Origin of the sequence: Streptococcus oralis (assembly GCF_003943385.1) — a bacterium.
GTDB lineage: Bacteria > Bacillota > Bacilli > Lactobacillales > Streptococcaceae > Streptococcus > Streptococcus oralis_CA.
The window spans coordinates 55,642-69,675 of the sequence record NZ_RJPI01000002.1; the positions used below are offsets into that span (position 1 = coordinate 55,642).

11 protein-coding genes are annotated in these 14,034 nt (G+C 41.3%); 1 reads left to right on the forward strand and 10 read right to left on the reverse strand.

Going from position 1 to position 14,034, the window contains the following annotated elements:
• Window positions 1-17: 17 nt before the first annotated feature.
• Window positions 18-869 (forward strand): MurR/RpiR family transcriptional regulator, encoded by an 852-nt coding sequence (locus D8803_RS02035; RefSeq protein WP_131200081.1) that lies wholly within the window; start codon window positions 18-20, stop codon window positions 867-869.
• Between the two features lie 291 nt (window positions 870-1,160).
• Here the strand turns inward: D8803_RS02035 and D8803_RS02040 are convergent, their stop codons facing one another.
• The 10 genes from D8803_RS02040 to D8803_RS02085 form a co-directional block, all read right to left on the reverse strand.
• Window positions 1,161-1,925, reverse strand: coding sequence for a class I SAM-dependent methyltransferase (locus tag D8803_RS02040; protein ID WP_131200082.1), 765 nt, complete (start codon window positions 1,923-1,925; stop codon window positions 1,161-1,163).
• Window positions 1,926-2,255: 330 nt separating this feature from the next.
• Window positions 2,256-3,140, reverse strand: a complete 885-nt coding sequence (locus tag D8803_RS02045; protein ID WP_131200083.1) for an ROK family protein — start codon at window positions 3,138-3,140, stop codon at window positions 2,256-2,258.
• Window positions 3,141-3,157: 17 nt separating this feature from the next.
• Complete coding sequence (locus tag D8803_RS02050; RefSeq protein WP_131200084.1) at window positions 3,158-4,075, reverse strand: dihydrodipicolinate synthase family protein; 918 nt, start codon at window positions 4,073-4,075, stop codon at window positions 3,158-3,160.
• 170 nt (window positions 4,076-4,245) lie between these two features.
• A complete protein-coding gene (locus tag D8803_RS02055) occupies window positions 4,246-4,890 on the reverse strand; it encodes a YesL family protein (RefSeq protein WP_131200085.1) in 645 nt (214 codons plus the stop codon).
• Window positions 4,891-4,910: 20 nt separating this feature from the next.
• Window positions 4,911-5,363, reverse strand: a complete 453-nt coding sequence (locus D8803_RS02060) for a YhcH/YjgK/YiaL family protein (RefSeq protein WP_000575430.1) — start codon at window positions 5,361-5,363, stop codon at window positions 4,911-4,913.
• Between the two features lie 446 nt (window positions 5,364-5,809).
• Complete coding sequence (locus D8803_RS02065; RefSeq protein WP_070696207.1) at window positions 5,810-6,649, reverse strand: carbohydrate ABC transporter permease; 840 nt, start codon at window positions 6,647-6,649, stop codon at window positions 5,810-5,812.
• 15 nt (window positions 6,650-6,664) lie between these two features.
• Complete coding sequence (locus D8803_RS02070) at window positions 6,665-7,531, reverse strand: carbohydrate ABC transporter permease (RefSeq protein WP_162183266.1); 867 nt, start codon at window positions 7,529-7,531, stop codon at window positions 6,665-6,667.
• Between the two features lie 219 nt (window positions 7,532-7,750).
• Window positions 7,751-9,079: an ABC transporter substrate-binding protein gene (locus D8803_RS02075; RefSeq protein WP_131200086.1), complete on the reverse strand. Its 1,329-nt coding sequence runs from the start codon at window positions 9,077-9,079 to the stop codon at window positions 7,751-7,753.
• A 114-nt stretch (window positions 9,080-9,193) separates the two neighbouring features.
• The gene (locus tag D8803_RS02080; protein ID WP_084874430.1) at window positions 9,194-9,892 is read right to left on the reverse strand and encodes an N-acetylmannosamine-6-phosphate 2-epimerase; all 699 of its coding nucleotides are present in this window, start codon (window positions 9,890-9,892) and stop codon (window positions 9,194-9,196) included.
• A gap of 245 nt (window positions 9,893-10,137) precedes the next feature.
• Complete coding sequence (locus tag D8803_RS02085; RefSeq protein ID WP_131200087.1) at window positions 10,138-13,779, reverse strand: SIALI-17 repeat-containing surface protein; 3,642 nt, start codon at window positions 13,777-13,779, stop codon at window positions 10,138-10,140.
• Window positions 13,780-14,034: the final 255 nt, after the last annotated feature.

The window sequence follows — 14,034 nt, forward strand, 5'->3', positions numbered from 1 at the left end:
TCATGAAAAGGAGCTCCATGAAAAAGCAGGATATCGCAACTATTATTGATCTTCATTTTGAAGAATTAACAGAGTTAGAGCAGGAAATAGCTCGTTATTTCTTGCAGGTAGATACGATTGTGGATGATCTATCATCGCAACAGGTTACTCAAAAACTGCATGTTTCCCAAGCTGCCCTTACCCGTTTTGCAAAAAAATGTGGCTTTACTGGCTATCGAGAATTTGTTTTTCAATACCAGCACCAGACCAATAAACAGGACACCCATTCTCACAAACATAGTCCTTTGACCAAACGTGTGCTTCGAAGCTACAGCAACCTACGTGAACAAACACAGGATTTGATCGATGAAGCGCAGCTTGAACGTGTAGCTCAGTTAATTGAGGATGCTGAACGAGTTTACTTTTTTGGGACGGGAAGTTCTGGTCTGATTGCCCGTGAGATGAAACTGCGTTTTATGCGACTAGGTGTTGTCTGTGAAGCTTTGACCGATCAGGATGGCTTTGCATGGACGACTAGCATCATGGATGAAAACTGTTTGGTACTTGGTTTTTCCCTATCAGGCACTACCCAATCCGTCCTCGATAGTTTGTTAGATGCCATGGAAATGGGCGCCAAGACCATCCTCTTTACCAGCGCACCAAACAAAAATAGTCAGGCTTATACCGAAACGGTCCTTGTGGCAAGCCATAGTCAATCTTCTTACATCCAGCGTATTTCCGCTCAACTCCCTATGCTCATTTTAATAGATTTGATTTATGCCTACTTTTTGGAAATCAATCGCGAGAGCAAGGAAAAAATCTTTAACAGCTATTGGGAAAATAAAAAACTCAATGGCTATCGTAGACAAAAACGCGTTAGAAAATCCTAGTTTGGTCCAGCCAAGCTAGGATTGTTTTGTTTTGATAACCAATGAAAATAAACATACAACACACCTACGATATTTTGTTGATAGGCAAATTCTAATCGTGTTTTTCAGTTCTTCCATAAATCCTCCTTTCCGTTTTTTAATTTTTGTCAACAAAAAAGGAAGTATCGACTATCTGCTTTTACTTCCTCTCTATACTTTTATTTAATTGTTTTACTTCGACAAACTGAGATTTAGATTTTAACCCTTCAGGAAAATAAAATGAGCTATTCTTCAGAAGTACGTTCTATAAGATTATAGTTTAATGCAGAGTGTAGCGATGTAGTCATTTCCATAATGTGATAATCGATGTCTTTTGTCACACGATTCATAAAAATCAATCATAGCGAGACCATTTTTAAGTTGTCCTCTAATCTGAGATTCTAAGGTATGGCTAAATTCATATCCATATTCTGGATTGATGGTGATTTTGCCTTCCTCTTCAAGCTCTCTTGAATTAAAAGGCAGTGAGAACTTTAAAAGCAATTCCTCATCGGGTTTATCCCATACAGTGTCAGCATCATACATGTATATCCAAGGATTCATAAATCCGACCATTAACAAACCGCCCTTTTTCAATACTCGAGAGGCTTCTTTATACATGTTTTCTAAATCTTCTATATATACATTTGAAACCGGATTAAAAACAATATCAAAAGTTTCATTTTCAAATGGAAATGGTTTTGTCATATCGCTTTGAACTGTATTGATTTTTAAGCCTTCTCTTTTAGCAACCAGCTCATCTCTTTCTAATTGTGATTTAGAAAAATCCATGATGGTGACATCATAACCTTTTAGAGCAAAAACTGGACTCTGCTGTCCACCACCACAAGCTAACCCTAATATCTTTTTCCCCCTGGTTTTTTCAAACCATTCTTTCGGAACTTTGTTCCCAACAGTTAAGGCAACAGCAATTGGATGTTTTCTAACTTCTTCTAATTCTTCATGTGTCAATGGCTCAGTATAGGCATTTTTGACATTATTCCACCTATCTTGATTACATTTTATATAATCGTTCATCTGATAATCTCCTCGTAATTTGATACTATTTCGATTTAAGCTGGATGTGCTACCATTACATTTTTCTCACCGCTACAACTTCTAATTTGTCAAATAATCGTCCATTTCATTATATCACTTTTCCACATTTTCTCATTTACTCAAGCTAAACACTAGTTAAATTGATAATAGAATTGCTCTCGCCTTAACCTTTCATAAAAGGCGGTTATTTTCTCCTAGTTTCTCACGATTACCTCCTTTCGCTCAAATTTTTCAATAAAAAAAGAATTAAGCAAAACATTTTTCACTCAAGTAGTGATTAAAAGTTCTTCTTAATTCTATAGTTCCAAACTAGGATTGTTTTGTTTTGAAATGATAATAGGCTCCCAACATCCCTGCTGTATTTTGGTGATGGGCAAATTCTAATCGTGTTTTTTCAGCTAGGCTTGGCACCAAGGCCGCCTTCAAGGCTGTGCGGATCTTCGGTTTGAGGATAGCCTCTTGCCCCATGATCCCGCCACCGAGAATGACCACTTCTGGATTGGCAACGTAGCAAATATTTGCCAGACCTTTCCCAAGGTAGTCTACCATGCGGTCAATACCAGCCATACAAATCTTGTTTCCTTCAGTAGCTTCCTTGAAAATGCGTCGGCCATTCCACTGATCAACTGGATCACCGTGAGCTGTTGCTACATACTCAACCAAGGCTGTCGTAGAAGCAAGATCCTGAAAAGCTCCATCCTGCATGTGCATGTAACCAACTTCGCAGGCCGAATTGCTAAATCCATGGAAGACTTTCCCATCCATAATCAAGCAACCACCGATACCAGTTCCAATGGTCAAGCAAAGTGTGACACTCGCTCCCTTACCTGAACCAGATACTGCCTCAGCAAGACCTGCACAGTTGACATCATTTTCAATCTCACAAGGAATCGCAAAACTCGTCTCGATTTCCTTCTTGAACTGGGTTCCCGCATAGTTGGGAATCTGAGGTCCAGCGTAGAAAATCTCACCCTTATCAGGATCCACCATCCCTGCAGAAGAAATGGCAACACCTGCTACTGGGCCTTTTTCTAAATAGCTGGCTACGATATCTTTTGTCTTTTGTAAGATATGGGGTCCACCCTTTTGCGCCTCAGTTGGCATTTCATGCGATTCAACAAGTTGGCCTTCTTGGTCAATCAAACCATATTTGATATTGGTTCCACCGATATCAATTGCAACGTAGTGTGTCATAAATACCTCCTTATGGATTAGAGGAAGCGCTCCTTGGTTTCACGAATCAAGGCTGCAGCTGCTTCTACAACTGGTCGATCTTCTTCCGTCACTGGCGTCAATGGTGAACGAACTGAACCAATGTTCAAACCTTCATTGATTTTCAATACTTCTTTGATGACACCGTACATATTTCCATGTGCAGAAGTGAGTTTGCCAATGATTGCATTGATAGCGTATTGCAATTCACGCGCTGTTTCCAAATCTTTCTCAGCAATCAACTCATTGAGTTTCAAGAAGAGTTCTGGCATCGCGCCATAAGTACCACCGATACCAGCCTTAGCACCCATGAGGCGTCCACCTAGGAACTGTTCATCTGGACCGTTAAAGACAATGTGGTCTTCTCCACCAAGGCTGACAAAGGTTTGGATATCTTGAACTGGCATAGAAGAGTTCTTAACACCAATAACACGTGGATTCTTCAACATTTCTGTGTAGAGGCTTGAAGTCAAAGCAACACCTGCCAACTGAGGAATGTTATAAATCACGTAGTCTGTGTTTGGTGCTGCAGCACTAATGTCATTCCAGTATTTGGCAACTGAGTATTCTGGCAAGCGGAAGTAAATCGGTGGAATCGTTGCAATAGCATCTACTCCCAAGCTTTCTGCGTGGCAAGCAAGTTCCATACTATCTTTGGTATTGTTGCAAGCTACGTGAGCGATGATGGTCAATTTCCCTTTGGCAACTGCCATGACTTCTTCCAAAATCAACTTGCGGTCCTCTACACTTTGGTAGATACATTCACCAGAAGAACCATTGACATAGAGACCTTGAACTCCCTTATCAATGAAGTATTGAACCAAGGCACGCGTACGCTCTGGGCTGACTTCTCCTTGATCATCATAACATGCGTAGAAGGCTGGAATGACACCTTCGTATTTTTTCAAATCTGACATAGATTTTCTCCTAAGATTTCTTTTTTCTGCTAAGAGCAGTTCTATTTTTTACAAGTTTAGTATACACCTTGTGAAAATCGCTTTCAATATCTTGTATACACTTAGATTTTAGTTTCTACTTGTATTTTAGAAACTGTAACGATTGAAAGTAGTTTCAGAAACACCTCATCCTACTGGTATTTGGTGAAAATTTTCTCCATCAAACCTGCTTGGAGAAAGACCAGCAAACCAAAACCAAAGAGGATAAAGGCCGATCCGCCCAAAAGGAGAGTGAAGGCGGACAGATAAAGAACCATCACAATAAGAAAGAGAATGGCTAACATGAGGAAGAACCATGGAAAGTTAAAACTTGCCAAGATAAGCCCTTTTTGCAGCACTTCTTTCCAAGACAGATCATAGCGGGCAGCGATGGGATAACTAGCCAGCATCACGAGAGTGAGGAAGATGAGAATCCCCAAACATATAGCTTTCACAATCTGGAAATGCAAAGCAGTCTGTCCCCAGAAGAGATAGAGGTCTAGAAGGCTTAATGACACAATGCCTAACTCTAACAGACCCAACTGAAGCCCCAGTTTCAGATTTTGCTTGAAAGCTCTTAGATAAGTTCTAAATACTGGTACCCGTCTGCTTCTCTTAATCTCAAACATGGTTTCATAGAGGCTGATTTTTGCCACTCCAATCGTCACGATGGGCAAACAAGAGACGACAAAAAGAAGATTGACTGTCACGATATCCAAGACCTTCTCACTGAAACGCATGAGAAAATTATCTGTATCAAATGCTGCCTTGATAAGGCTTACTCCTTTTTGTGCCATGTTTGCTCCTCCTGATTCTTTTAATCAATCAAAATTTTAAAGAGATATTTGCGAACCTTTTCTTCCATCCCTGCGTAGCCATTTGGCTGGTGCGGTTCTCCTGGGAAGAAAATAGCAAAATTGTGATAACCCAACAATAGTGGGTAGCGTTCATGACAATGGACAAAGCCAATGTCGCTCGCTTCGTCGAATGCTACCGCTTCGTCTTTGATACGTGAACCGTAGCTCGAATATTCATGTCCTTCTACCAGCAAATGCAAGTCTGCATAGTTCTTATGATGCTCAAATTGATCATTTTCAGCTTGATTGAGGACATTTTCCTGAACAACTAGAAAGACCTTGTCCCCGTCAATCTCATACTTACCGAGTTCGAAAGAATCCTTACGGTGTTGGTAGAGATAGTCGATAGCCTTGTCTAGATTGGGATGGATTCCCTTGTAAAAGGCGATGTTTTTCAAATCGTCAAAAATCATACTGTTTCCTTCGTTTCTGATAGTTACTATTTTTCAGTTTCGAATGTTCCTTTCTCTATTTCCCTGTAATAGTGCGGACGGAAGCAAATTCCTTCGGTATTTCATTCCTAATTTTTGAGCCTTTTGCTCTTTCATCGTCAGTCTCAAAAATTCCGTCTAAGATAAGCGTAAGATGCTTATCTTAGATACCACTAAAAGCGGGAAATAGCCACCATAAAACGAACCTACTCTAACTAGTATCATGAAAAGAGTTCACTCTTAAGTTTATAAGTGTCTGACAAAACTTCACGAAGTAACTGTATACTCTCCATTTTGTAGACACTTATAACTCTGTATTCTCTTATACTCAATGAAAATCGAAGAACAAACTAAGAAGCTAATCGCAGGCCATACTTAAGTATGGCAAGGTGATGCTGAAGTAGTTTGAATTCGATTTTCGCAGAGTATTATCCTTTAACCGCTCCCATAGTAATCCCTTGAGTGAAGGATTTTTGGAAGACAAGGAAGACGGTTACGATTGGCACGGCTGCAAGAGCCGCACCAGCCATGATCAAACCATAGTTGGTTGCCATTTCGGCCTGCATGGTCGCAACCCCAAGTGAGATAGTCAAGTTTTGACGTGAAGTCAACATAACCAACTGCATGAAGTAGTCGTTCCAAGTATTGATGAAGGTAAAGATTGCAAGGGCTGCAAATCCTGGCTTCACAATAGGGAAGGCTACGCTCCAGAAAGTACGAATTTCACCACAACCGTCGATTTTGGCTGATTCAAGCAATTCTGTTGGAATATTTTCACTGAACTGTTTCATGAGGAAGACCCCGAATGGCCATCCAATCAAAGGCAGGATAACTGCCCAAAGAGTATCGTGAATTCCCATGAAGTTGACGATACGTACCAATGGAACAAGGACAACTTGTTTTGGAAGAGCCATGGCAGCGATAAAGACTGCAAAGAGGATGCGCTGACCATAGAAACGTTTTTTAGCCAAGACATAACCTGCTAGAGAAGAGGTTGCACACACTAGAAACATGGTTACCAGTGAGATAAATACAGAGTTCCACATCCACTGCATAGCAGGGTTTTGCACCATGAGTTGTTGGAAGTTCTCCATGGTTGGCATTTTAGGGAACCACTGTGGCGGAATCATAATGGTATCAGGCTGTGATTTGAAGGCCCCTGTCAAGATCCAGTAGAATGGAAAGATGAACAGTACGGTCAACAAGAGCAAGATAATCGTTGAAATAACAGTAAAAGCTGTTAAGGGTTTCTTTTGTGTAGATTGCATAACTGTCTCCTTTCTTTAGTATTCTACGTCGTTTCCGAGGATCTTGAATTGAGCAAAGCTGACAATGGCAATCATCACTGCCAAGAAGACACCGATAGTGTTTGCATAGCCATACTCTGTCAATTGGAAGGCTTTTTCGTAAAGGTAGTACATCAAGGTACTTGTTGAGTAGTTTGGACCACCAGAAGTCAAGAGCTGAATCAAGGCGAAACATTGGAATGAGTTGATAGTCGTAATAATCGCGATGTAAAGAGTTGTTGGAAGAAGGCTAGGCCATTTGATCTTCCAGAACACTTGGAACTCAGTCGCACCGTCAACACGCGCCGCTTCAACAAGTGAGTTGTCAATATTCCCCATGGCAGCGATATAGAGGATAATCGGTTGACCAACAGATGTTGTCAAAAGGATGATCATAATCGCTAGCAAAGCCCAGTTTTTGTCACCCAGCCAAGAAATGTTTTGGCTGATGACATGGCTTGACTTAAGGACAAAGTTAAGAATCCCTGATAGTGGGTCATAGATCCATTTCCATACAACCGTTACGGCAACACTACCTGTAACTACAGGAAGGAAGAAGACGAAACGATAGAAAGAACGGGCAATCGCATTTTGATGATAGGTTTGAGATGCTACAAAGAGCGAGAAGAGAACCACAATCGGAACAGATCCGATAACCAGGATAACGGTATTGATCAAAGACTTCATAAAGACAGGGTCTTTAAACATGCGAATGTAGTTGTCCAAGCCCACAAACTCAAATTTCGTCATGGAGTAGTTAAAGAAACTTGTAATGAATCCCATAATCATAGGAGCCAAGACAAAGATGACAAAGAAGAATAACACTGGTGCTAGGAAAGCGTAGGAAATCACTGTTTCCCGCATACGAATTTTATTGACTTTCACAGTCGGCACCTCTCTTTCAAATAGAATAGTTTTTGATTTTCTTGAACTGTTTTAAAACCAAAATGAAATTTTTTAAGATTCGCTTATGTAAGAACTTCATTTTAATTTCGTGACAGTTCCTACCATTTCAAACAAAAGTCCCCCTTTTCTTACACCATAGTGCACAGGGAAAAGGGGGGAATCAATCTGACTTAGTGCTTATTGTTTTGTAGCTTTTTTGATTGTTTCGTTAGCTTTTTCAGTGAAGGCTTTCAAAGCATCCGCTGGTTTTTCGTCACCATTTGATACAGATTGCAACATTGGGAACCAAAGTGTTCTCATTTCAGCAAATCCATCGATAGTATTGTAGTATGGTGAGTAGTATTTAGTCCAGCCACTGATTGTTTCCATACGTTTGTCTTCATAAAGTTTGCCAAATGAAGTACGAACTGGGAAGGCACCTGTACGAACTACGTCTTTAGGACCCCATTCTTTGTCATCTGCGATGAATTGAACGAATTTCTTAGCAGCTGCGACTTTCTTGTCGTCTTTGTTGTTAAATACTGCAAATCCGTTTACAAGGTATTCAAGAGATGGTTTACCTGAGTCTGATGGGAATGGTACTTCTACCACATCTACCTTACTTGCTTCCAAGAGTTTCGCTTGGATACCGTTTTGAGCTGGTGCCCAAAGGATTGTGTATGAAGTTTGACCGTTGGCAAAGTTTTGGATATCTGCTCCACCGTCAAATTGTGAACCGTTGTTCAACAAACCGTCTTTAATCCAGCTAGCAGCTTTTTCAAGACCTTTGACGAATTTAGGATCGTCTGTTGTATATTTGGTTACGTCTTTGTCTGTTACAGAACCGCCATAAAGGTTTGCAACGAAGGCACGTGTTCCTTGGTCTCCCCCTTGACCAGAACTGAACAATGAACCTGGTGTATAGCCTTTATCTTTAAGCGCTTTCAAAACTTTTTCAAAGTCATCAGTTGTCCAACCTTCTTTTACAAGGTTTGCAACTCCAGCATCTTCCAACATTTTCTTGTTCATAGCCATGTAGAATGGAGCTGAACTGATTGGATACATGTAAGCTTTGTCTCCAGCCTTACTTGCTTGTACGATGTTTTCGTTGTTGACATCTTTGACGAATTCGTCTGTGAAGAGATCGTTCAACTCAGCCAATTTACCATTTTTACCGTATTGGATGATCCGTCCTGGTGCGTCAAAGAGTACGTCTGGCGCTGTTCCTGCTTCGATGGCTGTTGTGATTTTTTCAGGTCCTGACTTGAAGTCGATGGTTTCCAATTTCACTTTTACATCTGGATTTGCTTTTTCAAAAGCTTCGATGATTGATTTTTCATAAGTTCCAACACCGTCACCAGTTTTTTCTTGAGTGAAGACTGGGAATGCCCACCAAGTGATTTCTGTTTTTCCGCTATCGCTTCCTGATTTTCCAGCATCTTTACTTCCACCAGAGTTACCACAAGCAGCAAGGCCAAGAATCGCAGCACCTGCAAGTACTGTACAAGCTAGTTTTCTAAATTTCATTTGTATTCTCCTAATTGTTAAGCGTGTCCATATTGGATAGTGAGTAAGCTTCTATTTGTATACGTTTTCATTTCATTTGACGCATCGACCACTCTCCTCTGTTTTGAGATTGTATTATTTAAGACCGGCAACAAAGCGTTCCGTAATCTCTTTTGGTCTAGTAATAGCTCCACCGACAACAATGCCTCGTACCCCATATTCAAGGATTTGTTTGGCTTGTTCTGGTGTATGAATTTTTCCTTCAGCTATGACATCCACACCGGCATCGCAGAGTTTTTTTATTAGTTCAAAGTCTGGACCATCTACTTTCGGACTATAAGAAGTATAACCTGATAGAGTTGTTCCAACAAAATCAACACCTGCTTCAACTGCTGCAATTCCTTCTTCAAAAGTACTGGTATCAGCCATCAAGAGTTGATGTGGATATTTTTCTTTGACTTGTCGGATAAAGTCCTGAATTTCCAAACCATCATAACGTTCACGTTTGGTACAATCCAGAGCAATGACCTCAATGTCTAGTTCAGCCAGTTCATCAACTTCTTTCATAGTAGCTGTAATGAATGGCTCCTGCGGCGGATAGTCACGTTTGATAATCCCGATAATCGGGAGTTTTGTAACCTCCTTGATCTCCTTGATATCGCGAACACTGTTTGCTCGGATACCAACTGCTCCTCCTTGCTCAGCCGCTTTGACTAGCAAGGGAATGACTCCTCCCGCTTCTGTATAAAGCGGTTCGTGAGGAAGTGCCTGGCAAGAGACAATGATTCCATCTTTGATTTGTTCAATCAAGGCTTCTTTGCTGATCTGTGGCATCCTCTTTCCTCCCTTTCTTGTTCTTATGGGCTTATTATATATCATTTGTTAAGCGCTTTCAATAGTTTGTAGTGGAATAGATTTCAGTTTCAAAACTATTTTATAGAACAGACTATCCTGAAAGTAGTTTCAGACATCTTAGAATTTCTTATTAGCACACCTCAACTCGAAAGAAAAAGATAGCAGGCGGAAAAACCTGCTATCTCCTTCTATTTTTACAAAGTAAAATGATTAGAATTATTCTCTTATTCTTCTCTCTTTTTCCCCATTGCAAACAAGCTAAGGAAGAAAGCTGTTAATCCTAGTGAGGCAAGGAGGCTACTCTCCTTGTTCCCTGTATCAGGAAGTGTCTGCTGAGCAAGAGGAGCTTTGTAAGTATAATCTTCTGCAGCAAGAGTTACAAGCGAATCAGCTCCCTTATATTCTGCAATTTCATGTACAGCTGCATCGGCTGCATTCACGCCACCTGTGTACTCAGGGAGTTCATGTACTGTGGCCTCAACAGCATTAACCCCGCCTGTAAATTCTGGCTTTTCAACTGTCGGAGCGGCCTCTTCACCCGCTGTGCCTAATGGGTCTGTATACTCTGGGACTTCATGAACTGCGGCCTCAACAGCATTAACTCCGCCTGTGTATTCTGGCTTTTCGACTGTTGGGGCTGACTCTTCGCCCGCTGTCCCTAGTGGGCCTGTGTACTCTGGAACTTCAAGGACTGCTGCTTCAGCACCATTGACACCACCCTTATACTCTGGCAGGTCATTTGAAGCTGCCAAGACAAAGTTAGCACCTCCTCTATATTCAGGAAGCTCGTTTGAGGCTGCTAGAACTGCATTGACTCCACCCTTGAACTCTGGAAGTTCATGGACTGCTGCCTCAACAGCATTGACTCCACCAGTGAATTCTGTTTTTTCTACTGTTGGAGCTGGTTCTTCACCTACTGTTGCCAATGGTCCAGTGTACTCTGGTATCTCTGCCACTGGGGTTTCCTCTGCATTGACACCACCTGTGAATTCAGGTTTTTCAACCGTTGGAGCTGCTTCTTCACCTACTGTTGCCATTGGACCTGTATACTCCGGAACTTCATGAACCGTTGCTTCCTCTGCATTGACACCACCTGTGTACTCCGGCACCTCATGGATAGCAGCTTCACTGCCATTAATACCATCGCTTAGTTTAGAGCCAGCTAAAGAAACTGGTAAATTGTGCATGCTTTCAATTGCACCCTCGGCTAGACCTGTAATCCTTTGACCCATATCCTCTGGGTCTATTGTGAATAGGAGAGTTTTTGTATCGTACTGGGTCATAAAGGTTGCTGTTTTACCATTTGCCAACTGAAGGGTAGGAGCCTTGTTGACCAATACTTCCGAATCAAACTCCATGGCAATAATACCTGGCCATTTTTGAATAGCATATTTTACTTTTGCTTCTTTAGGAGAAATTCTGTCTTTGCTTAAGAAATCCCAGTTGAATTTCTTATAGGATAAAGTATAATCGTTTTGATTGCCATCCGCATGCTCATAAAGCAAACCATATTCGCCATTTCCGAGTTCTTGGAGTGAGTTGTAAGCAAACTTACCACTTTGTATAGGATTGTGTTTCAGCCATGTCAACTCACCATTCTCCTCAACACGAGCTAGGTGAACCAAACCATTGTTGCGTCCAGGACCACCAGCATTGCTGAGTAGAATGTATTCCTTGCCTTCATGCATGGTGTGAATAGCGGACATTTGAACATAAACGTCTTTTACTTGAGGATAACGTTTGATTTCCTTATCCCACGTTGCTCCCCCATCATGACTGGTCGCAACCTGAAGATCACCAGTCAACCCACGCATAAAGAGCTTGAGATCCCCATTATTCAACTGAACAACAGTTGACTCCGTATTTTGGGCGCCTGGATTATTCATGGTTGAAGAGTGAATGGTTTGGTTGCCTACTGGACGGTTATCATTAACTGCTTCCCCTGCTTGCCATGTTTCACCATGATCATCTGAGTAAATTACACGAGATGATTGAGAACCACTTAGGTAGGAAACGTTGTTTGTTGTATAAACTGGAATCACCAGTCTTCCCTTATGAGGTCCTGTACGCAAGGCAATCCCCGTACCAGGTCCAGTTCCTAGGAAGTGCATCCAATCTTTCCGAATCCCATGAGTAATATCTTTTGGTGCAGACCAAGTCTTCCCATCGTCATCACTGTAGGACATCCATAGATAGTTGGTATTGGAAACTCTAAAAATATTCTTCTCGCTATACTCAAAATAAATATTTCCGATTAGCTCATTCCCTTTATACAAATCTCCCTTATCGCTGTAGGCTGGTTTTTTAGGGTCAACGACAACACGATAATCTGTCTTTCTATTTTGAGGGTCGAAAACCTCTCCGTTTTCTCGAATCGTATAGCGACCTGATTCTCCTTGCTTATATAAAACTTGATAAACTTTATCTCCCACTTGTTCATAAGCTTTCGGAGCTTGCCCTGGCAATGAAAATACTGCCTTACTTTCAAGGAACATGTCGTAAATTGCAAAAATTCTCTTTGTTTCAGGGTCTTGCACCAAGGCCATATCAATATTAACTGGAGATGGCCAATCTGCATGTTTAGCGTGCTCATTGTCACGAGGATTTGAGATTACAATTCGGTCTCCCCATGTTTTCCCATTATCTGAGCTGCGACGAACAACCATCCCAATATCTCCCCAGTCAGAATGGTGCAAACGTCTTTCATCCGTTCCTGCAATCAGCGTTCCTTTATCTGTCTTGAGAAGAGCTGGGATACGATAACTCTTGATACCATCTTTATTTGGTTGATTGTTCCTACCACCTTCAAAGACGTCTTCTTTCTCAGTAACTTTTGCTCCCTCAGGAAGTTTCTGTTCCAATTCACCTCTTTCAAATAATTGACTTCGTGTTTGAACTTCATCTGGGCTTAAAGCACGATCGTAAACAGTTAGGTTTCGAACTTGTAGGTTTGATGCCCAAGCTGTTTTCTTGCCCCGTTTGGTTGCTCCAAGTTGAGCTTGATTAACATCTGGCATATCTTTGATAAAGTTACCAGATTTGAGACTTGTTCGAGATAAGACACCGTTCACATAGAGACGAACTCGACCATGAGGTAACTCCGCTGTCGGTTGTTCGACAGTAAAGGTCACGGAATTCCATTGTCCTGGGCGAACTTTCAAAGGAGCATCTGTATACTTATCATAGAACTGCTCTCCGTTAGCGCCACGCCCTTCAATAAGAGCTGTATTATCAAGGACCGACATAGTAAAGTACTCATTTTCCTTGGTGTCACTGGATACAGAGAAGAGATTGTAAAAGCGTGGAGCTGATGCATCTGGTTTGAACTCCATGTGAACTGTAGCATTTTTTAGTTGCTTTAGTTTATCTAGTTCACTTGATAAATCAACTCTCTGACCATTTGCCACATTGGTTTCAACATCTTCTTTTTCAAGGACAGGATTGGCATTTTTTAAATCTCTTGAGTAATAGTCACGAGGAATAGCACCCTGATCCTCTGATTCCTCTTCCTTATTTGCTTCTTCTGCAGGGGTTTCCGTAGAGGATGGAGTTTCTGATTCTGCACTCTCATTTTTTTTCAAGTGTTCTTGGTCCACCTCAACGCCGTTGTCTTGAGCTGCTGCCAATTTACCAGCCAAATCCTTATCCAAATGAGCAAGATCTCCCGAGGACGCTTCTTTTGGCAATTCTGATAAACCTTGACCAGGTTCGACAGTTTCTGTATTGGCCCCTGCTGCATTGGCTTGCTCTTGAGCTAAGACTGGATTTGCTCCAAATACCACTGTACCAATCACTACAGATGCCGCCCCAACTGCAAATTTTCGAATGCCGTATCGCTGTTTCCGATCAAAATCCCTATACTTCATATTTTTACCTTTCATATTCTCCGTAAATAAAGCGCTTTCTTTTTTTCTTAAAATTTTTAGTTCCTCCAACTAAACAAGTAAAAAGAAAGTAACCGACTGAATGAGACCTCCCATTCTTCAAACGTCCACTGCTCTTACTCTCTGACCAAACAGCGGAAAGTTTCCTCCTTTCGCACAATGTCTTTCCCTTATTATACAATAAACTCTGAACTTTATAGCTAAATGATATAGAATAGATTCTACTTTTAAAACTAT

Excerpts from the sequence above, each read along its gene's own strand:
- D8803_RS02035 (WP_131200081.1), top strand. The coding sequence starts at position 18 with ATGAAAAAGCAGGATATCGCAACTATTATTGATCTTCATTTTGAAGAA.
- D8803_RS02040 (WP_131200082.1), bottom strand. The coding sequence starts at position 1,925 with ATGAACGATTATATAAAATGTAATCAAGATAGGTGGAATAATGTCAAA.
- D8803_RS02045 (WP_131200083.1), bottom strand. The coding sequence starts at position 3,140 with ATGACACACTACGTTGCAATTGATATCGGTGGAACCAATATCAAATAT.
- D8803_RS02050 (WP_131200084.1), bottom strand. The coding sequence starts at position 4,075 with ATGTCAGATTTGAAAAAATACGAAGGTGTCATTCCAGCCTTCTACGCA.
- D8803_RS02055 (WP_131200085.1), bottom strand. The coding sequence starts at position 4,890 with ATGGCACAAAAAGGAGTAAGCCTTATCAAGGCAGCATTTGATACAGAT.
- D8803_RS02060 (WP_000575430.1), bottom strand. The coding sequence starts at position 5,363 with ATGATTTTTGACGATTTGAAAAACATCGCCTTTTACAAGGGAATCCAT.
- D8803_RS02065 (WP_070696207.1), bottom strand. The coding sequence starts at position 6,649 with ATGCAATCTACACAAAAGAAACCCTTAACAGCTTTTACTGTTATTTCA.
- D8803_RS02070 (WP_162183266.1), bottom strand. The coding sequence starts at position 7,531 with ATGCGGGAAACAGTGATTTCCTACGCTTTCCTAGCACCAGTGTTATTC.
- D8803_RS02075 (WP_131200086.1), bottom strand. The coding sequence starts at position 9,079 with ATGAAATTTAGAAAACTAGCTTGTACAGTACTTGCAGGTGCTGCGATT.
- D8803_RS02080 (WP_084874430.1), bottom strand. The coding sequence starts at position 9,892 with ATGCCACAGATCAGCAAAGAAGCCTTGATTGAACAAATCAAAGATGGA.
- D8803_RS02085 (WP_131200087.1), bottom strand. The coding sequence starts at position 13,779 with ATGAAGTATAGGGATTTTGATCGGAAACAGCGATACGGCATTCGAAAA.